The 18,676-nt window shown below is 72.2% G+C and carries 11 protein-coding genes; 7 read left to right on the top strand and 4 right to left on the bottom strand.

The window, feature by feature from the left end:
• Nucleotides 1–14: 14 nt before the first annotated feature.
• The gene (locus ACY0MJ_RS03160) at nt 15–4,133 is read right to left on the bottom strand and encodes a YhdP family protein (protein WP_462636825.1); all 4,119 of its coding nucleotides are present in this window, start codon (nt 4,131–4,133) and stop codon (nt 15–17) included.
• Nucleotides 4,134–4,220: 87 nt separating this feature from the next.
• On the opposite strand from ACY0MJ_RS03160, the gene glnE reads away from it, so the two are divergent.
• The 5 genes from glnE to ACY0MJ_RS03185 are packed head-to-tail and all read left to right on the top strand — an operon-like array spanning nt 4,221 to nt 14,256.
• Complete coding sequence (gene glnE / locus ACY0MJ_RS03165) at nt 4,221–6,956, top strand: bifunctional [glutamate--ammonia ligase]-adenylyl-L-tyrosine phosphorylase/[glutamate--ammonia-ligase] adenylyltransferase (protein ID WP_462637091.1); 2,736 nt, start codon at nt 4,221–4,223, stop codon at nt 6,954–6,956.
• 58 nt (nt 6,957–7,014) lie between these two features.
• Entirely contained in the window at nt 7,015–8,427 is a 1,413-nt protein-coding gene (locus ACY0MJ_RS03170) for an efflux transporter outer membrane subunit (RefSeq protein ID WP_462636826.1), read from the top strand.
• Nucleotides 8,428–8,461: 34 nt separating this feature from the next.
• The gene (locus tag ACY0MJ_RS03175) at nt 8,462–9,679 is read left to right on the top strand and encodes an efflux RND transporter periplasmic adaptor subunit (protein ID WP_462636827.1); all 1,218 of its coding nucleotides are present in this window, start codon (nt 8,462–8,464) and stop codon (nt 9,677–9,679) included.
• Between the two features lie 10 nt (nt 9,680–9,689).
• Nucleotides 9,690–12,779, top strand: coding sequence for an efflux RND transporter permease subunit (locus tag ACY0MJ_RS03180; RefSeq protein WP_462636828.1), 3,090 nt, complete (start codon nt 9,690–9,692; stop codon nt 12,777–12,779).
• A 46-nt stretch (nt 12,780–12,825) separates the two neighbouring features.
• On the top strand, nt 12,826–14,256 hold the full coding sequence (locus ACY0MJ_RS03185) for a sulfatase-like hydrolase/transferase (protein ID WP_462636829.1): 1,431 nt from the start codon (nt 12,826–12,828) through the stop codon (nt 14,254–14,256).
• Nucleotides 14,257–14,260: 4 nt separating this feature from the next.
• On the opposite strand, the gene rfaE2 is transcribed toward ACY0MJ_RS03185, so the two are convergent.
• Both rfaE2 and ACY0MJ_RS03195 read right to left on the bottom strand, forming a co-directional pair.
• Complete coding sequence (gene rfaE2 / locus ACY0MJ_RS03190) at nt 14,261–14,689, bottom strand: D-glycero-beta-D-manno-heptose 1-phosphate adenylyltransferase (RefSeq protein WP_462637092.1); 429 nt, start codon at nt 14,687–14,689, stop codon at nt 14,261–14,263.
• A gap of 53 nt (nt 14,690–14,742) precedes the next feature.
• Nucleotides 14,743–15,600, bottom strand: coding sequence for a ferritin-like domain-containing protein (locus ACY0MJ_RS03195; protein WP_462636830.1), 858 nt, complete (start codon nt 15,598–15,600; stop codon nt 14,743–14,745).
• A 127-nt stretch (nt 15,601–15,727) separates the two neighbouring features.
• On the opposite strand from ACY0MJ_RS03195, the gene ACY0MJ_RS03200 reads away from it, so the two are divergent.
• The gene (locus ACY0MJ_RS03200) at nt 15,728–16,291 is read left to right on the top strand and encodes a glutathione peroxidase (RefSeq protein ID WP_462636831.1); all 564 of its coding nucleotides are present in this window, start codon (nt 15,728–15,730) and stop codon (nt 16,289–16,291) included.
• A gap of 251 nt (nt 16,292–16,542) precedes the next feature.
• Here ACY0MJ_RS03200 and ACY0MJ_RS03205 read toward each other — a convergent pair whose 3' ends face one another.
• Nucleotides 16,543–17,157: a glutathione S-transferase N-terminal domain-containing protein gene (locus ACY0MJ_RS03205; protein WP_462636832.1), complete on the bottom strand. Its 615-nt coding sequence runs from the start codon at nt 17,155–17,157 to the stop codon at nt 16,543–16,545.
• Nucleotides 17,158–17,296: 139 nt separating this feature from the next.
• Between ACY0MJ_RS03205 and purB the strand changes: the two genes are divergently transcribed.
• A complete protein-coding gene (gene purB, locus ACY0MJ_RS03210; protein WP_462636833.1) occupies nt 17,297–18,676 on the top strand; it encodes an adenylosuccinate lyase in 1,380 nt (459 codons plus the stop codon).

Raw genomic sequence — 18,676 nt, forward strand, 5'->3', positions numbered from 1 at the left:
GGTGTCCTCCGGTGTCAGCGCGTGTCGGCCTCGGCCGGCGCCGGCGGCGCGCCGCTGGCTTCGGGCGCGCCCGAGCGCGGCACCCGCGTCACGCGCGGGTCGGTCCAGGTCCCGTCCACGTGGAACTCCTGCGTGGCCGCGCGCATCAGCGGCTGCCGCAGGAACATCTGCGCGAGGAAGGAGCCGAGCCCGATCGCGGGGTTGATCACGCTGGCGACGAGAGAGGCGGTGCCCGCGTTGATCTCGGGCACCACCACCACCTTGAGGTCCTGCGTCTCGCGCGCGATGTCGGCCTGCCCCTCCATCAGCACCGCGGCGTTCACGCCCTTCATCTGCAGGTTGTTGGTGGCGGCGATGCCCTGCGCGATGGCGACGTCGCCGCGCACGAAGTCGAAGGCGAAGCCCTCGCTGAAGACGTCGCGGAAATCGAGTGTCAGCCGCCGCGGCAGCGACTGCAGGCTCAGCACGCCCAGCAGCTTGGCCAGGCCCGGCTCCGCCTTCAGGAACTGGCCGCGCGCCAGGTCCACGTGGAAGCTGCCGGTGAGGGTGGGATAGTCGAGCGCCATCGGCGAGCCCATCCAGGACACGGTGCCTTCCATCTGGCCGCTGCCGCGCCGCACGACGTCCTTCATGCCGAAGCGCGCCAGCAGCTGGCCGGCGTCGGCGATGTCCAGGCGGAACTTCATGGAGGTGCGCCGGCGCTCGCCCGGGGGCACGACGGGCCGCGGACCGCCGGGCGCCGCCGCCTGCGCGCCGAGCGCGGCCCAGTTGCCGGCGGCCGAGAAGCTCGCCTCCGGCATCGTGAGGCTCAGCTTGTTGAGGCGCCACTCGCGGATGCCGCCCTCGCGCGCCACCGTGCCGGGGCCGCGGTTGACGGCGTCGATCTCCAGACGTCCGAGCTTGCGCCCCTTCAGCTCGAACTCGTCGACGACGACGTCCAGCGCCGGGATGTTGGCCGGCTGCTGCTCCAGCAGGCTCTCGACGTCGCTGGCGGCCGAGGCGGCCATGTTCAGCCGCGCGAGCCGCGCATGGAGCCGGCCGGCCCCCGCGTTCTGCGGCTGCCGGTATTCCAGGTAGCCATTGAGCTCCGCGGCGTCCACGTTGGCGCGCCACACGCGGCCGTCGCGCGAGCCGCCGGCCACCACGTCGTGCAGCGTGCGGCCCTCCACGCTCAGCGCGCGGGCGCGCAGCGCCAGCACCGTCGGCAGGTAGGCCATGCCGCTGCCGGCCTCGGAACGGTCCGGGCTCGCGCCGGCGGAAGCCTGCGTGCCCATCACGCGCGCCAGCGCCTCGTCCCAGGCGTCCACGTTGAAGGCGCCCAGCTGCACGTTCGCCATGACGCCGTCCTCCGGCATCGCCACGCTCTCGCCCGGCGCCAGGCCCACGCCGATGCTGCCGCGCAGGACTTGCGGCACGCTGCCGGAGAGGTCGCGCAGGTAGCGCACGTTCGCCACCCGCGCCAGGTCCAGCGACAGGAGCTCGCGCACCGGGGCGCCGGCGGCCAGCGACTCGCGCGTCAGCGCCGTCTCGAAGCGCAGCGGCAGCGCCGTTTCGGCCGGCTTGTTCAGCGGCGCCGGCAGCTGGATCGCCAGGCCTTGCAGGCTGCTGGTGAGCAGCACCTCGGGCGTGCCGCGCCGGAAGGCGAGCGCCAGCTGGTAGCCGGTGCTGCCCGAGAAGTCGCGCGCCAGCCGCGACAGGAAGCCGAGCTCGTGCGCCTGCCGCAGGCCTTCGGCCGTCGCCGTGCCCTGGGCGCGCAGCTGCACGACGGTGGCCGGCTCGCCGGCCGCGCCGGCCCGGGTGCCGCCTTCCAGCCGCACGTCCCCGCCCAGCGCGCGCGCCTGCACGCCCGCGAGCTGGAAGCCCTTTTCCGAGAACTGCACGGCGCCGCGGGCGCGCGTGAGCAGCGGGCTGTCGGCGCTGACCTGCACGTCGTTGCCGGCGAGCGTGACCGTGCCCTGCACCTGCGAGTGCGCGAGGTCGTGCAGCGGCAGCGCCAGGCGCAGGCCCACGTCGGCCGGGCCGCTGCCGCTCGCGTGCGCCAGGGCCTGGTTCGTCATGCCGGCGACCGGCGAGGTGTCGACCACGGTGAGCGCGTCGCCCAGCGGGCCCTGCACCCGGCCCTGCACCAGCACCTGCGGATGGTGGAAGTCCGGGATCTGCGCATCCGCCTGCACCTGCAGCCGCGGCAGCCCCTGCACGCGGCCGGTGGCGCCTTGCACGCGCATGCCCTGGCCCTGGAACACCAGCTCGCCGGCCAGCGCGTCGAGCGCCGGCCACTGCGCCGGGCCGGGCTGCAGGCCGCGCGGCACGTAGGCATAGCGCACGTCGCGCACCTGCGTGGTGATCAGGAACTCGCCGCCCTTGCGGTCGGCGAAGGGGAACTGCTTCAGGTCGCCCTTGACCCGGAATTTCGTGCCGGTGGCCACGCCGGCCTGCACCGCCTGGTGCACGTAGTCGCGCGCCGCCTTGGGCACCGAGAGGGGCAGGTAGCGCCACACGCGCGTGCCGTCCGCACGGCCGAGGCTGCCCTGCAGGTCCAGCGTGCCGGGGAAGCGCGCGCCGCCCGCCTTGCGCGGGTCGCCGGTGCGCCAGCTGCCCTGCGCCTCGCCCTGCGCGTCCGCGTTGGCGAACTTCAGGTTGTCGACCTTCAGCGCCAGCTGCTGCCCCTTCACCTGCCACTGCAGGTCGGCGGCCAGCGTGTCCAGCGGCAGCAGCGGCTCCTCGAACACGCCGGGGAATTCCAGCGCGCCGTCGGCGATGGCGAGCTTCGCCTGGCCGCCGGCCTGGGTCAGGTCGAAGTCCAGGCTGGCGCCGCGCACGCCCGGCGTGCCCACCTTGCCTTCCTCGTAGCGGCCCGCGATCTCCAGGCCGCTCGCGCGCCCGTGCGCCTCGTAGGTTTGCAGGCCATCGAGCGGCCCCTGCCAGCGGACCTGGATGCGATCGACGAGGCCGCGCGGCGCATAGGCCTCCAGGGCCGCATGCGTCGCCGTTCCGAGCGGCAGGCGCGCCGCCAGCTGGCTGAGCGCGCCCAGGTCCAGCCGGTCGGCCCGCAGCTCGCCGCGCGCGGGCGCCTGGCCCTCGGGGCCGGTCCAGGTCACGGCGACGTTGCCGCCCGGCCAGCGCTGGCCGTCCTGCGCCAGGAACTGCAGGTCCTGCGTCTGGAAGGAGAAGCCGCCGGCCAGCCGCTTGCCGCCCAGGCGGCCCGAGAGCGACTGCAGCGCCAGCGGCGGCAGCTCGGGGCCGAGGCTCGCGATCACGTCGGAGAGCACCACGTCCGCCGTGCCCCCCACCACATGCCCCTTCTCCACGTCGGCCCAGGCGCGCAGGCGCCCGTGGCCCTGCGCGATGTCCACTCCCAGCGTCGCGTGGCGGCGCAGCTGCGACAGGTCCACGGCGGCGAAGTCGGCGTGCAGCTCGCCGGCCCACTGCTGCCAGCGGCCCGGGTGCCGGGACAGCAGCGGCTGGCGGAACACGCCCTGCAGCGTGAAGCGCCGGCCCCATTCCGGCGGCGGCGTCGCGTCCAGGCGCAGCAGGTGGCGCAGGGCGTGGTTGCGCGAGACGAAGTCCACCTGCGTCAGCACCAGGGGCGGGGCGCCGCGCTGTTCGTCCGTCCACTGCACCCAGCCGCCGCGGATCACGAACTCGGTCTGGCGGAAGAACCAGTCGGCGGCGCGCCCTTCGCTGTCGCTGGTGCGCGAGAAGTCCAGGCCGGCCACGAAGATGCGGCCGTCGGGCGCGCGGCGGATGTCCAGCCGCGGCTGCTCGATCAGCAGCTGCTCGAAGCCCAGGTTCCAGAGCGACCGGGGCGACAGCGCCCCTTGGACGACCGGCAGGGCGAGCGCCTCGCGCCCCTGCGGATCCAGCAGCACCACGTCGTGCAGGGTGAAGGAGGGGAACAGTCCCTCGCTGCGGGCGCTGATGGCGCCGATGCGCACCGGTACCCCCAGGATCCGGCTGGCCCGGGATTCCAGCGCAGGGCGCAGCTCGCCGATTCGCGGCACAATGAATCCATGGAGCGCACCCCACGCGAGGACCAGCAGCAAGGACGCGGCCAGCAGCAGCCACAGGGACCACTTGGCCGCTGCTGCAAACAACCTCAGCGTGCGTGAGGGATTCGGCGGCGTCGCATTCATGAAAACATCGGACTGGCGGGAATTATGACCGTGGGCGCTGCGACCGGTTCCGGCGCGGACGGTGCCGCAACCTCCGACAACGGGGGCCTGGCCACCACGGAGGACGCCGCCACCGGACATATTCCACTGTCCGGGCAGTCGCGCTTCGTCCAGCGCCTGCGGCGCCGCTATGCCGGCGAGCTCGCGCTGCTGCCGGCCGGAGCGCCGGATCCGGCCGGGATGGCCGCCGCCTACGAGGCGCTGCGCGCGCGCGGCCACCCCGTCGGCGCCGCCCTGCGCATCCTGCGGCAGCTGGTGATGGAGCGGCTGGTCACGCTCGATTGCGACCGGCAGGCGCCGCTCGCGACGGTCACCGGCGCCGTCACCTGCCTGGCGGAATTCGCGCTGGACGTCGCCTGCACCGAGGCCTTCCGCGAACTCGACGCCGTGCACGGCGCCCCGCGCACGGCCGAAGGCGCCCGCGCCGAGCTCTGGGTCGTGGGCATGGGCAAGCTGGGCGCGCGCGAGCTCAATGTCTCGAGCGACATCGACCTGATCTACGTGTACGACCAGGACGGCGAGACGGCCGGCACGCCCGACGGCCGCGGGCGCATCAGCAACCACGAGTACTTCGCCAAGGCGGTCAAGGGCATCTACGGCCTGGTCGGCGAGGTGACCGAGCACGGCTTCGTGTTCCGCGTCGACCTGGCGCTGCGTCCGAACGGCAACTCCGGCCCGTCGGCGGTGTCGCTCGGCGCGCTGGAGGACTACCTGCAGGTGCAGGGGCGCGAATGGGAACGCTTCGCGTGGCTCAAGAGCCGCGTGGTGGCGCCGCGCCGCTGCGTGGAGCAAGGCTCGGCGCAGGCGCTGCGCGGCGTCGTGCTGCCCTTCGTGTTCCGCCGCTACCTCGATTACGCCGTCTTCGACGCGCTGCGCAGCCTGCACCGGCAGATCCGCGAGCACGCCGCGCGCCGCGCCGCGGGCCGGCCCGAGCGCGCCAACGACGTCAAGCTGTCGCGCGGCGGCATCCGCGAGGTGGAGTTCACCGTGCAGCTGCTGCAGGTGGTGCGCGGCGGCCAGTTCCCCGAGCTGCGGACGCGCCCGACGCTGCAGGCGCTCGAGCGCCTGGCCGCGGCCGGCCTCATGTCGCGGGAGACCGCCGCCTCGCTCGCTTCGGCCTACACCTTCCTGCGCCAGGTCGAACACCGCATCCAGTACCTCGACGACCAGCAGACGCACGTGCTGCCCATGGGCTGCCGCGACGACGACGACGGCTCCGACCTGGCGTGGATCGCCAGGACCATGGGCTACGCGGACTGCTGCCCCTTCCTGCACGAGCTGGACCGGCACCGCGAGTTCGTCGCCGAGGAATTCGACAAGCTCCTGGGCGGCGCCCAGGAATGCCGCGGCTGCAACGGCCCCAGGGGCACGAAGCCGCCGCCGGAGCTGGACACCATCCTCGAAGAGTTGCCGCCCCAGCTGCAGCAGCGCATCCACGCCTGGTGCAAGCAGCCGCGCGTGATGGCGCTGCGCGACGACGCGCGGCATCGGCTGTCGCGCCTCATCGCGCGCACCGGCGTGTGGCTGCAGGAGGGCCGCGTCAGCGAGGAGGCGGCGATCCGCATGGCCGACTGGATCGAGCCGCTGCTGCGCCGCGAGAGCTACCTCGCCCTGCTGTGGGAGCGCCCCGCCGTGCACGAACGCCTGCTGCGCCTGCTGGGCGCCGCCCGCTGGCCGGCACGCTACCTGATGCAGCACCCGGGCGTGATCGACGAACTCGCGAGCGACGGCCTGCTGAAGGAGCGCTTCGCCGCCGAGGACTTCCAGCGCGAGCTGGAACACCGGAAGCGCTCGCTGCAGATCACCGGCGAGGACGACGACGAGACCCTGCTGAACCTGCTGCGCCGGGCCCACCACGCGGAGCTTTTCCGCACCTTGGCGCGCGACGTCGAGGGCGTGCTGACGGTGGAGCAGGTCGCCGACGAACTGAGCGCGCTCGCCGACGCCACCCTGGCGATCACGGCGCGCTGGTGCTGGGAGCGCCTGAAGCAGCGGCACCGCGACACGCCGCTGTTCGCCATCCTCGGCTACGGCAAGCTCGGCGGCAAGGAGCTGGGCTACGGCAGCGACCTGGACATCGTGTTCGTCTACGAGGACGAGGACGAGCGGGCGCCGGACGCCTACGCGGCCTACGTGCGCAAGATCATCACCTGGCTGTCGACCAAGACGGCCGAGGGCGACCTGTTCGAGATCGACACGGCGCTGCGCCCCAACGGCAGCTCCGGCCTGCTGGTCACGACCTTCCGGGCCTACGACGACTACCAGCAGCGCCGCGGCAGCAACACCGCCTGGACCTGGGAACACCAGGCCATGACGCGCGCCCGCTTCGTGGTCGGCCTGGAGTCGCTGCGCCCCCGCTTCGATGCCGTGCGGCAGGCGGTGATCACGGCGCCGCGCGACGTGGCCGCGCTGCAGCGCGAAATTGTTTCCATGCGCGACAAGGTGCGTGGCGCGCATCCGGTGAAGGCGGGCCGCTTCGACCTGAAGCACAGCCCGGGCGGCATGGTGGACGCGGAGTTCGCCGTGCAGTTCCTGGTGCTGTCGCAGTCGGCGCGGCATCCGGAACTGATCCCCAACGTGGGCAACATCGCGCTGCTGCAGCGCGCCGAGGCGGCCGGGCTGCTGCCGGCGGGCGTGGGGCAGGCGGCGGCCGGCGCCTACCGCGAACTGCGCCGCCACCAGCACCAGGCGCGGCTGAACGAGCAGGCGACGCAGGTGCCGCAGGAGCAGCTCGCGACCGAGCGCGACGCCATCCTGGCGCTCTGGCGACACGTCTTCGCCTGAGCCCGGCACCGCGGCCGTGCGGCCGGTGGTAGGCTGGCAGGCTTTCCGCTGAACAGGCATGAAGCTCCTGCGCCCCCTTGCGGCGGCGGCCTGGCTGTTGTTGTCGCTGGCTGGCTGCGCCCTGCCCCGTCCTCCCGCATCGGTCCCCGACCCGGCGCCGCCGCGCTGGTACGCGCCGCTGCCGCACGACGGCACGCTGGCCGACCTGCACAAGTGGTGGCAGCAGTTCAACGACCCCCTGCTGGTGGAGCTGGTCGACGCCGCGCAGGACGCGAGCCCCGACGTGGCGAGCGCCGGCACGCGGATCGCCGAGGCCCGCTCGACGCGCGTGGCGGCGCGGGCGGCGGAGCTGCCCACGGTCGACGCGACGCTGTCGGCGACGCGCGGCAATGCGCAGGCCGGCGTTCCGCTGTCCACCATCGTGCAGTCCGGCGTGCAGGTGGCCTGGGAAGCCGACCTGTTCGGCGGGCTCGCGGCCCGCTCCGACGCGGCACGCGAGCGGCTCGCCGGCGCCGAGGCCGGCTGGCACGCGGCCCGCGTCGCCGTCGCCGCCGAAACGGCGCTCACCTACGTCGACCTGCGCACCTGCGAGCGGCTGCTGGCCGTCACGCGCAACGACGCGCGCTCGCGCGCCGAGTCGGCGCGCCTCACCGGCCTGAGCGCCGAAGCCGGCTTCACGGCGCCCGCGGTGGCGGCGCAGGCGCGCGCCAGCGCCGCCGAAGGCGCGGGCCGCGCGAAGCAGCAGCAGGCCCAGTGCGACCTGGACGTGAAGGCGCTGGTGGCGCTCACCGGCATGGCGGAGCCGGAACTGCGGCGCAAGCTCGATGCGCGCTGGACCGAGCCCGACGGCTTCGCCCTGCTGAAGGTCGCCTCGGTGCCGGCGGCGCTGCTGGCGCAGCGGCCCGACGTCTACCAGGCCGAACGGGCGGTGGCGGCGGCGAGCGCGGACGTCGGCGCCGCCCGCGCGGACCTGTTCCCGCGCCTCACGCTCAGCGGCCAGATCGCCAACGGCATCGTCCACGTGGCCGGCGAGAACACCCGCGTGCAGACCTGGCAGATCGGCCCGGTCGCGCTCAGCCTGCCGCTGTTCGACGCCGGCCGGCGCGCCGCGGCGCAGGACGCCGCCGTCGCCCGCTACGACGAGGCGGTGGCGCAGTACCGCGCCGCCGTGCGCCAGGCCGTGCGCGAAGTGGAGGAGGCGCTGGTGCGGCTGGAGAGCGCGCGCGAGCGCAGCGCCGACGCCCGCGCGGCCGTCGAGGGCTACCGCGCGTCCTTCGCCGCCACCGAGGCGCTGTACCGCAGCGGCCTGGGCAGCCTGATCGAGCTGGAGGACCAGCGGCGCGTGGCGCTCGCGGCCGAGACCAACCTGGTGTCGCTGCAGCGCGAACGCATCGCCGCCTGGATCCAGCTCTATCGCGCGCTGGGCGGCGGCTGGGAGCGACCCGGCGCCGACGTGGCCGGACAGCCCTGAACTCACGACAGAAGAAGAAGGAAAGACGAACGTGATGCCCGCAGTGAAAGCCGCCACCGCCGTCCTGGCCCTCGCGGCGCTGCTCGCCGCCTGCGGCGACAAGGAAGAAAAGAAGGAAGCCCCCCGGCCCGCACTGACGGTCGAGGTCGTGACGCCGCAGCAGACGATGCTGCCGGTCACGCTCGCGGCCAACGGCAACCTCGCCGCCTGGCAGGAAGCGAGCGTCGGCGCGGAAGCGAGCGGCCTGCGCATCAGCGAGGTGCTGGTCAACGTGGGCGACCGCGTGCGCCGCGGCCAGGTGCTGGCGCGCTTCGCCGCCGACACGGTGCGCGCCGACGCGGCGCAGGCGCAGGCGGCGCTCGCGGAGGCCGAGGCCGCCGCGGCCGACGCCGCCAACAACGCGGCGCGGGCGCGCACGCTGCAGCAGACCGGCGCGATGAGCGCCTCGCAGATCAACCAGTACCTCACGGCGGAGAAGACGGCGCAGGCGCGGGTGGAAGCAGCGCGCGCGCAGCTGCAGGCGCAGCGGGTGCGGCTGAACCAGACGCAGGTGCACGCGCCGGACGACGGCGTGATCTCGGCGCGCACGGCGACCGTCGGCGCCGTGGTCGGCAACGGCACCGAGCTGTTCCGCCTGATCCGCAAGGGCCGGCTGGAATGGCGCGCGGAGGTGACGTCCTCCGAGTTGCCCAAGCTCACGGTCGGCACGCACGCGATCGTCACCGCCCCCAGCGGCGCCCGGCTGGAGGGCCGCGTGCGCACGATCGGCCCGACCGTGGACCCGCAGACGCGCATCGCCATCGTCTACGTGGACGTGCGGCCGCTGCCCGGGCCCGAGGCCGGCAGCGCCCGCGCCGGGATGTACGCCCGCGGCGAGTTCGACCTGGGCGCGCAGCCGGCGCTCACCGTCCCGCAGCAGGCGCTGGTGGTGCGCGAGGGCTTCAACTACGTGCTGCGCGTGCTGCCCGACAACCGGGTGGCCCAGGTCAAGGTGCAGATCGGCCGCATCGAGGGCGACCGGGTGCAGATCCTGTCGGGGCTCACGCCGGACATGCGCATCGTGGCGAGCGGCGGCGGCTTCCTGAACGAGGGCGACCTCGTGCGCGTGGCCGGCGCTGCCGCGGGAACGCCGGCACCGGCGGCCAGCGCCGCGAGCGCGCCGGCATCGGCCGCTTCGGCGGCGGCATCGGCGGCGTCCGCCGCGGCATCGGCCGCATCGGCCGCGGCTTCCGCCGCCTCCGCGACCCGCTGAGGAAGTCCCCATGGTCAACTTCTCGGCCTGGTCGATCCGCAACCCGATCCCCTCGGTGATGCTGTTCGTGCTGCTCACGTTCGGCGGCCTGCTGTCCTTCCACGCGATGAAGGTGCAGAACTTCCCGGACATCGACCTGCCGACCGTCACGGTCACGGCGGCGCTGCCCGGCGCCTCGCCGGCGCAGCTGGAAACCGACGTCGCGCGCAAGATCGAGAACGCGATCGCCACCATCCAGGGCCTGAAGCACATCACCACCAAGGTGCAGGACGGCGTGGTCACGCTGATCGTCGAGTTCCGCCTGGAGAAGCCCGTGCAGGAGGCGGTGGATGACGTGCGTTCGGCGGTGGCGCGGGTGCGCTCCGACCTGCCGGCGGACGTGCGCGACCCGATCGTCAACAAGCTGGACCTCGCCACCCAGCCGATGCTCGCCTTCACCATCGCCTCGCCGCGCATGGACGCCGAGGCGCTGTCCTGGTTCGTGGACAACGACCTCTCGCGCAAGCTGCTGGCCGTGCCGGGGGTGGGCGCCGTCAACCGCGTGGGCGGCGTCACCCGCGAGATCCGGGTGGCGCTCGACCCGCTGCGGATCGAGGCGCTGGGCACCACGGCCGCGGAGATCTCGCGGCAGCTGCGCCAGGTGCAGACCGAGAGCGCCGGCGGCCGGGCGGACGTGGGCAGCGGCGAGCAGCCGGTGCGCACGCTCGCCACCGTGCAGACGGCGCGCGAGATCGCGCAGCTGCAGCTGTCGCTGGGCAACGGCCGCACGATCCGGCTGTCCGACGTCGCCGAGGTGCGCGACACGATCGCCGAGCCGCGCTCGGCGGCGCTGCTCGACGGCAAGCCGGTGGTGGGCTTCGAGGTCTCGCGCAGCCGCGGCGAGAGCGAGCTGGAGGTGGGCGCCGCCGTCCACCGCGCGCTGGCGGAGCTGAAGGCGCAGCACCCCGACCTCCAGCTGACGCAGGCCTTCGACTTCGTCACGCCCGTCGAGGAGGAGTACGAGGGCTCGCTGCACCTGCTGTACGAGGGCGCCATCCTGGCCGTCGTGGTGGTGTGGCTGTTCCTGCGCGACTGGCGCGCCACCTTCGTCTCGGCCGTCGCGCTGCCGATGTCGGTGATCCCGGCCTTCATCGGCATGCACCTGCTCGGCTTCACCATCAACATCGTCACGCTGCTGGCGCTGTCGCTGGTGATCGGCATCCTGGTGGACGACGCGATCGTGGAGGTGGAGAACATCGTGCGCCACCTGCGCATGGGCAAGACGCCCTACCAGGCGGCGATGGAGGCGGCCGACGAGATCGGGCTGGCGGTGATCGCGACCACCTTCACGCTGATCGCGGTGTTCCTGCCCACGGCCTTCATGAGCGGCATCGCCGGCAAGTTCTTCAAGCAGTTCGGCTGGACCGCCTCGCTCGCCGTGTTCGCGTCGCTGGTGGTCGCGCGCATGCTGACGCCGATGATGGCCGCCTACCTGCTCAAGCCTTCGGCGGCGGCGCACGAGGACCCGGCCTGGATGCGCTGGTACATGCGCCGGGTGGACTGGAGCATGCGCAACCGCTGGAAGACGCTGGGCCTGGCGACGCTGTTCTTCTTCGCCTCCGTGGCGATGATCCCGCTGCTGCCCACCGGCTTCATCCCGCCCGACGACAACTCGCAGACGCAGGTCTACCTGGAGCTGCCGCCCGGCTCGACGCTGGAGCAGACGCGCGCGGCGGCGGAGCAGGCGCGCCAGGCGGTCATGCGCGTGAAGCACGTGCAGAGCGTCTACACCACCATCGGCGGCGGCAGCGCCGGCGGCGATCCCTTCGCCAGCACCGGCGCCGCCGAGACGCGCAAGGCGACGCTCACCATCCTGCTGGAAGACCGCGGCGAGCGTCCGCGCAAGCAGCTGATCGAGGACCGGATCCGCGAGGTGCTGGTGCCGCTGCCCGGGCTGCGCAGCAAGGTGGGCCTGGGCGGCTCGGGGGAGAAGTACATCCTGGTGCTGACGGGCGAGGACCCGAAGACCCTCGCGGCCGCCGCCGTGGCCGTGGAGAAGGACCTGCGCACCATCCCCGGCCTGGGGCAGATCGCGTCCACCGCCAGCCTGATCCGGCCCGAGGTCGTCGTGCGGCCCGACTTCGCGCGGGCGGCCGACCTGGGCGTGACCAGCCAGGCGATCGGCGACACGCTGCGCATCGCCACCACCGGCGACTACGACGTGGCGCTGCCGAAGCTGAACCTCGCGCAGCGGCAGGTGCCCATCGTCGTGCGCCTGAACGACGATGCGCGCAAGAACCTGCGCACGCTGGAGCGCCTCTCGGTGCCGGGCAGCCGCGGCCCCGTGATGCTGGGCCAGGTCGCGACGGTGGAACTCACCGGCGGTCCCGCGGTGATCGACCGCTACGACCGCCTGCGCAACATCAACTTCGAGATCGAGCTCTCGGGCCAGCCGCTGGGCGAGGTGGCCGAGGCGGTGCAGAACCTGCCCTCCATCCGCAACCTGCCGGCGGGCGTGAAGGTGGTGCAGGTGGGCGACGCCGAGATGATGGGCGAGCTGTTCGCCAGCTTCGGCCTGGCGATGCTCACGGGCGTGCTGTGCATCTACATCGTGCTGGTGCTGCTGTTCAAGGACTTCCTGCACCCCGTCACGATCCTGAGCGCGCTGCCGCTGGCGCTGGGCGGCGCCTTCATCGGCCTGCTGCTGGCGCACAAGAGCTTCTCGATGCCCTCGCTGATCGGCCTGATCATGCTGATGGGGATCGCGACCAAGAACTCCATCCTGCTGGTGGAGTACGCGATCGTCGCCCGCCGCGACCACGGCCTCGGGCGCTTCGAGGCCCTGCTGGACGCCTGCCACAAGCGGGCCCGGCCGATCATCATGACGACCATCGCCATGGGCGCCGGCATGATGCCGATCGCGATCGGCCTGGGCGCCGCCGACCCGAGCTTCCGCTCGCCGATGGCGATCGCCGTCATCGGCGGGCTGTTCACGTCCACGGTGCTGAGCCTGCTGGTGGTCCCGGTCGTGTTCGAGTTCATCGACGACACGGAAGGCTTCGTGCGGCGGCGGGTGGCGCGCTGGCGCAAGACCGGCCACGACCGTGCGCGCGCCGCCTGACGATTCGCGCTTGGCCGGCGGGCCGGACGCGGGTATACCGGCGCGCATGCCCCGCGATCCCCGCCTGCCGCTGCGCTTCGCGGCCTACCTCGCCGCGTTCTGCGCGCTGGGGCTCGCGCACTGGCTGCGCGACGCCTTCGGCGACGTCACCATGGAGCAGGCGCTCTGGCACGTGCGCTATGCCGACCAGGCCGCCTTCGTGCTCGGCCAGGTCTTCTTCGTGGAATGCGCGGTGCAGGTGCTGCTGGTGCCGTCCGTGCTGGCGGCCGTGGCCACGCTGCTGCATTCCTGGGCGGCGCCGCGCCTGGACGGCTGGTGGCGCAGGGCGCTTCGCGCCGTCCCGGCGGCGCTGGGCGCCGGCGCGCTGGTCGCGCTGGCGGCGCAGTTTTCGCTCGCCAGCTACGCGGCCGCCTACCTGGAGCCGGACCGCTTCGCGCAGCAGTACGTCGAGCCCGCGTCGGTGGCGCTCGTGCAGCAGCAGCGCCGCAACCTCGTGCTGATCTACGCCGAGAGCCTGGAAGCGACCTACGGCGACAGCGGCGTGTTCGGCCGCGACCTGCTCGCGCCGCTGCGGCAGGCCGGCGGCCAGCCCCTGGGCCGCTACCGGCCCGCGGCCGGCGCGACCTGGACAATCGCCGGCATGGTCGCCACGCAGTGCGGCGTGCCGCTGAAGGTCTATGCGCAGGTGGACATCCGCGACCAGGGGCCGGGCAAGGCCTTCCTCGCGGGCGCCACCTGCCTGGGCGACGTGCTCCAGGCGCACGGCTACCGCAACGTGTTCCTGGGCGGGGCGCCCTTGTCGTTCGCAGGCAAGGGGCGCTTCCTGCAGGACCACGGCTACGCGGAGACCTGGGGCCGCGAAGAGTGGGAGCGGGCCGGCGTGAAGCGCGGCGAACTGAACGCCTGGGGCCTCTACGACGACGCCCTGTTCGCGCGGGCCCGCAAGCGCCTGGAGGAACTGCACGCCGCGGGCCACCCGTTCAACCTGACGGTGCTCACGCTGGACACGCACAATCCCTCCGGCCTGCTGTCGCCCGGCTGCCGCGCGCGCGGCGCGACCCGTTTCGAGGGCATCGTGTCCTGCGCCGCCAGCCAGATCGCGGAATTCATCGCCTTCGCCCGCGAGCGCGGCTACCTCGCCGACACCGCGATCGTGGTGGTGGGCGACCATCTCGCCGTGCCCAATCCCGTGTGGCCGCAGCTGCAGCAGGCCGGCGACCGGCGCAGTATCTTCAACCTGTTCGTCGGCGAGGACCTGCCGCAGCCGAACACCGCCGAATTCCTGCCCTTCGACCTCTTCCCGACGCTGCTGGAGGTGGCCGGGATCCGGGTGCCGGGCGACCGGCTCGCGCTCGGGACCTCGGCCGTGGGCGCGCCGGATGCGCAGCGGCCCGACGCAACGCTGCAGGACTGGTCGCTGGCCGTCGTCCGGGGCTCGCCGCGCTACGACCGGCTCTGGGAGCCGGCCGGCCACTGAGCGCTCAGCCCGCGGACCGGATGCGCCGCACCAGCGCCGTCGTCGAATAGCCGTCGACGAAGGGAATCGCCAGCGCCCGGCCGCCCCAGCCTTCCACCAGCGCCGTCTCGGCGAGCTGGCGCATGTCGTAGTCGCCGCCCTTCACGTAGACCTGCGGCTTCAGTTCCGCGAGCAGCTCCACCGGCGTGTCCTCGTCGAACCAGGTGACCAGGCTCACCGACTCCAGCGCCGCGATCACGATGGCGCGGTCGTGCTCCGCGTTCAGCGGCCGGTCCGGCCCCTTGCCCAGGCGCCGCGCCGAGGCATCGGTGTTGAGCGCGACCACCAGGCTGCCCCCCAGGGCGCGGGCCTGCGCCAGGTAGGTGACGTGGCCGCGGTGCAGCACGTCGAACACGCCGTTGGTGAAGACGACCGGCCCGGGCAGGCCGGCCATGCGGAGCGCCGCGTCGCGGCGGGAGACGATCTTGTCCAGGAAGGCCGGGCCGCTCACGCGGTGGCCGGCGCGGCGCCGCCGCCCAGGCTGGCCTGCAGTTCCTTGCGGTAGCGATTGAGCTCCTGCACGCTCTTGAAGCTGCGGTCCATCAGCAGGCTCATGTTGTGCAGGATGCGCTCCACCACCTTGCTTTCCCAGACGGCGTCGAAGGCGATCTGCTTGTCCAGCCAGTGCTCCAGCCACTCCGGGTCGGGCACGCGCGACTGGATGGTGTCGCGCGGGAACAGCGCCTTGTTCACGTGCAGGTTGGTCGGGTGCAGCGCCTGCGCCGTGCGGCGCGCACTGGCCATGAGCACGCCCACCTTGGCGAAGGCCGCCTTGGCCTCGACGCCGAAGTTGTTGATCGCCCGCTTCATGTAGCGCAGGTAGGCGCCGCCGTGGCGGGCCTCGTCCTGGCTCAGCGTCTGGTAGATGTGCTTGATGACCGGTTCGGTATGCCATTCCGAGGCGCGCCGGTACCAGTGGTTCAGGCGGATCTCGCCGCAGAAGTGCAGCATCAGGGTCTCGAGCGCCGGCGCCGGGTCGAACTCGAAGCGGACCTCGTGGAGTTCCTGCTCCGTCGGCGCCAGGTCGGGGCGGAAGCGCTTCAGGTACTCCATCAGCACCAGCGAGTGCTTCTGCTCCTCGAAGAACCAGATCGACATGAAGGCGGAGAAGTCGCTGTCGTCGCGGTTGTCGCGCAGGAACATCTCGGTGGCCGGCAGGGCCGACCACTCGGTGATGGCGTTCATCTTGATCGTCTGCGCCTGCTCCTCGGACAGGAGGGAGGCGTCGAAGCGATCCCAGGGGATGTCCTTGTCCATGTCCCAGCGGACGGACTCGAGTTGCTTGAACAGTTCCGGATACAGCATGGCAGCGTGGTTTCGTGAACCCCCGATTTTAGGATGCGGAAGCGCGGACTGCCGGGCGGCTCCCGACCACCGGCTGTCGCGCAAGGACAATCCCCCGCCGCGGGCGGCGAGCGGCCATGATTCGCCGATGAACGCGCCCGCTTCCCTGCTGATGGCCGCCCTGCTCGCGCTGGCGGCCCCGCTGCCCGCCGCGGCCGCCGGCGCCGCCGCCTGCCCGGCCTTGCTGCAGCACACCTTCCCGCGGCTGCAGGACGAGAAGCCCCAGCCCCTGTGCCAGTACGCCGGCCGCGTGCTGCTGGTGGTCAACACCGCCAGCTACTGCGGCTTCACGCCCCAGTACAAGGGCCTGGAGGAGCTGTACGCGCGCTACCGCGAGCGCGGCCTGGTGGTCCTGGGCTTTCCCTCCAACGACTTCGCGCAGGAGACCGGCAGCAACAAGGAGATCGCGGACTTCTGCGAGAACACCTTCGGGGTGAAGTTCCCCATGTTCGGCAAGAGCGCCGTGCGCGGCAGCGACGCGAACCCGCTGTTCCGCGAGCTGGCGGCCGCCACCGGCCGCGCGCCGCTGTGGAATTTCCACAAGTACCTGGTCGGGCGCGACGGCAAGGTGGTCGCGCAATACAGCAGCCTCACGCGCCCGGACGACCCGGACCTGGTGAAGGCGCTGGAGCAGCAGCTGGCCGCGCACTGAGCGGTTCACAAAAATTTACGGCCCCGAGCGGAACCCGGGGCGCTGCGGACGAGTCCATCCCCCAGAGGCAGGATTCCCGGTTTCACTTTTGCTTGCTGCGAAGCCGTCCGGACCGGATCCGGATGCAATCCCGAGGCGACTCTTCTCCTCCTCCCTCCCTCCCTCCTTCGTCACGGGGCGCTTCGCAGCAATTTTTATTCGGAACGAAAAACGCGCCCTCGGGCGCGTTTTTCATGAGGGCTGCGGGCGCCTCAGGCCGGCACGCTTTCGGCGAAGCTCGAACGCTGCATCAGCTTGTCCTGCAGGCGGCCGAGGTTGGGGTAGGAGGCGCGCCAGTTGATCTCGGGGAAGCGGAAATCAAGGTAGCCCAGGGCGCAGCCGACGGCGATGTCGGCCAGGCTCAGGTAGATGCCGGCGCAGAAGGGCTTGTCGCCCAGGCCCTGGCTCATCGCCTTGAGGCTCGCCTGCGTCTTGCCAAGCTGGCGCTCGATCCACGCGTCGCAGCGCTGCGCCTTCGGGCGGCCCGACCAGTGCGCTTCCAGGCGCGCGAGCACCAGCGCGTCGAGCACGCCGTCGGCGAGCGCTTCCCAGGTCTTCACTTCGGCGCGCTCGCGGCCCACGGCGGGGATGAGCTTGCCCACCGGCGACAGCGTGTCCAGGTACTCCACGATCACGCGCGAGTCGAACAGCGCCTCGCCGCCTTCCATGACCAGGCAGGGCACCTTGCCCAGCGGGTTGGACTGCATGATGCCCGTGTCGGCCGCCCACACGTCTTCCTCGACAAACTGGTAGTCCAGCTTCTTTTCGGCCATCACGACGCGAACCTTCCGCACGTAAGGGCTGCTGAGGGATCCGATCAACTTCATGGGCGCTGCCTGCCGTGTTCGAGTTATGGGGAGGGAGGGGGACGGAATCATTCTAGGGGAACGGATCTTGACCGCTGTCGTGCACCTGCGACAGCCTGCACGGGGAAAGCCCCCTCGTCGCGCCGCCTACAATTCGGGCATGGCCCTCTCCCCGATTTCCGCGCTGTCGCCGCTGGACGGCCGCTACGCCGCGCGGCTCGCCGCCCTGCGCCCGCTGATGAGCGAGCAGGGCTACATGCACAAGCGCGTGCAGGTGGAGGTGTGCTGGTTCATCGCCCTCTCGGACGCCGGGTTCGCCGAGTTCAAGCCCCTCACGCCGGGTGCGCGCACCTACCTGCTCGGGCTGGTGAAGAACTTCTCCGAGGCGGACGCCGCCGCGATCAAGGAGATCGAGAAGACCACCAACCACGACGTGAAGGCGGTCGAGTACTGGATCAAGTCGAAGTTCGAGGCCCGGCCCGAGCTGCGCGCCGCCAGCGAGTTCGTCCACTTCGCCTGCACCAGCGAGGACATCAACAACACCAGCCACGCGCTGCAGCTGAAGGGCGCGCGCGAGCACGTGCTGCTGCCGGCGCTGGACGGGCTGGTCGACAAGCTGCGCGAGATGGCGCACGCGCACGCGGCCGTTCCGATGCTGAGCCGCACGCACGGCCAGACCGCCAGCCCGACCACCGTGGGCAAGGAGATCGCCAACGTGGTCGTGCGCCTGGCCGCGGCGCGCGAGCAGGTCGCGGCGGTGAAGCTCAAGGCCAAGATGAACGGGGCGGTCGGCAACTACAACGCCCACCTCGCCGCCTGGCCCGACTTCGACTGGGAAGCCTTCGCGCGCAAGGTGGTGGAAACGCCCGAGCCGCTGGGCCTCGGTCTCACCTTCCAGCCCTACAGCATCCAGATCGAGCCGCACGACTACATGGCGGAGCTGTTCGACGCGGTCGCGCGCACCAACACGGTGCTGATCGACTGGTGCCGCGACGCCTGGGGCTACATCAGCCTCGGCTACTTCAAGCAGCGGCTGCGCGAAGGCGAGATCGGTTCGTCGACGATGCCGCACAAGGTCAACCCCATCGACTTCGAGAACGCCGAAGGCAACCTGGGGCTGTCGAACGCGCTGCTGAAGCACCTGGCGGAGAAGCTGCCGGTCTCGCGCTGGCAGCGGGACCTCACCGATTCGACGGTGCTGCGCAACATGGGCGTGGCGCTGGGCTATGCGGTCCTGGGCTGGCATTCGCTGGGCATCGGCCTGGGCAAGCTGGAGCTGAACGAGGAAGCGCTGCAGGCTGACCTCGACGCCTCCTGGGAAGTGCTGGCCGAGCCGATCCAGACCGTCATGCGGCGCTACGGCGTGCACGGCGCCTACGAGAAGCTGAAGGAAGTGACGCGCGGCAAGACCGTCGCGGCGGCCGACCTGCATGCGCTGGTGCGCTCGCTCGACATCCCGCAGGCCGAGAAGGACCGGTTGCTGGCCATGACCCCCGCCAGCTACATCGGCAAGGCCGCCGAACTCGCGCGGCGCTGCTGA

The organism is Ramlibacter sp. bp-362, assembly GCF_054956735.1.

Coding starts and splice junctions, on each gene's coding strand:
- ACY0MJ_RS03160 (WP_462636825.1), bottom strand. CDS start 4,133: ATGAATGCGACGCCGCCGAATCCCTCACGCACGCTGAGGTTGTTTGCA.
- ACY0MJ_RS03170 (WP_462636826.1), top strand. CDS start 7,015: ATGAAGCTCCTGCGCCCCCTTGCGGCGGCGGCCTGGCTGTTGTTGTCG.
- ACY0MJ_RS03175 (WP_462636827.1), top strand. CDS start 8,462: ATGCCCGCAGTGAAAGCCGCCACCGCCGTCCTGGCCCTCGCGGCGCTG.
- ACY0MJ_RS03180 (WP_462636828.1), top strand. CDS start 9,690: ATGGTCAACTTCTCGGCCTGGTCGATCCGCAACCCGATCCCCTCGGTG.
- ACY0MJ_RS03185 (WP_462636829.1), top strand. CDS start 12,826: ATGCCCCGCGATCCCCGCCTGCCGCTGCGCTTCGCGGCCTACCTCGCC.
- rfaE2 (WP_462637092.1), bottom strand. CDS start 14,689: ATGGCCGGCCTGCCCGGGCCGGTCGTCTTCACCAACGGCGTGTTCGAC.
- ACY0MJ_RS03195 (WP_462636830.1), bottom strand. CDS start 15,600: ATGCTGTATCCGGAACTGTTCAAGCAACTCGAGTCCGTCCGCTGGGAC.
- ACY0MJ_RS03200 (WP_462636831.1), top strand. CDS start 15,728: ATGAACGCGCCCGCTTCCCTGCTGATGGCCGCCCTGCTCGCGCTGGCG.
- ACY0MJ_RS03205 (WP_462636832.1), bottom strand. CDS start 17,157: ATGAAGTTGATCGGATCCCTCAGCAGCCCTTACGTGCGGAAGGTTCGC.
- purB (WP_462636833.1), top strand. CDS start 17,297: ATGGCCCTCTCCCCGATTTCCGCGCTGTCGCCGCTGGACGGCCGCTAC.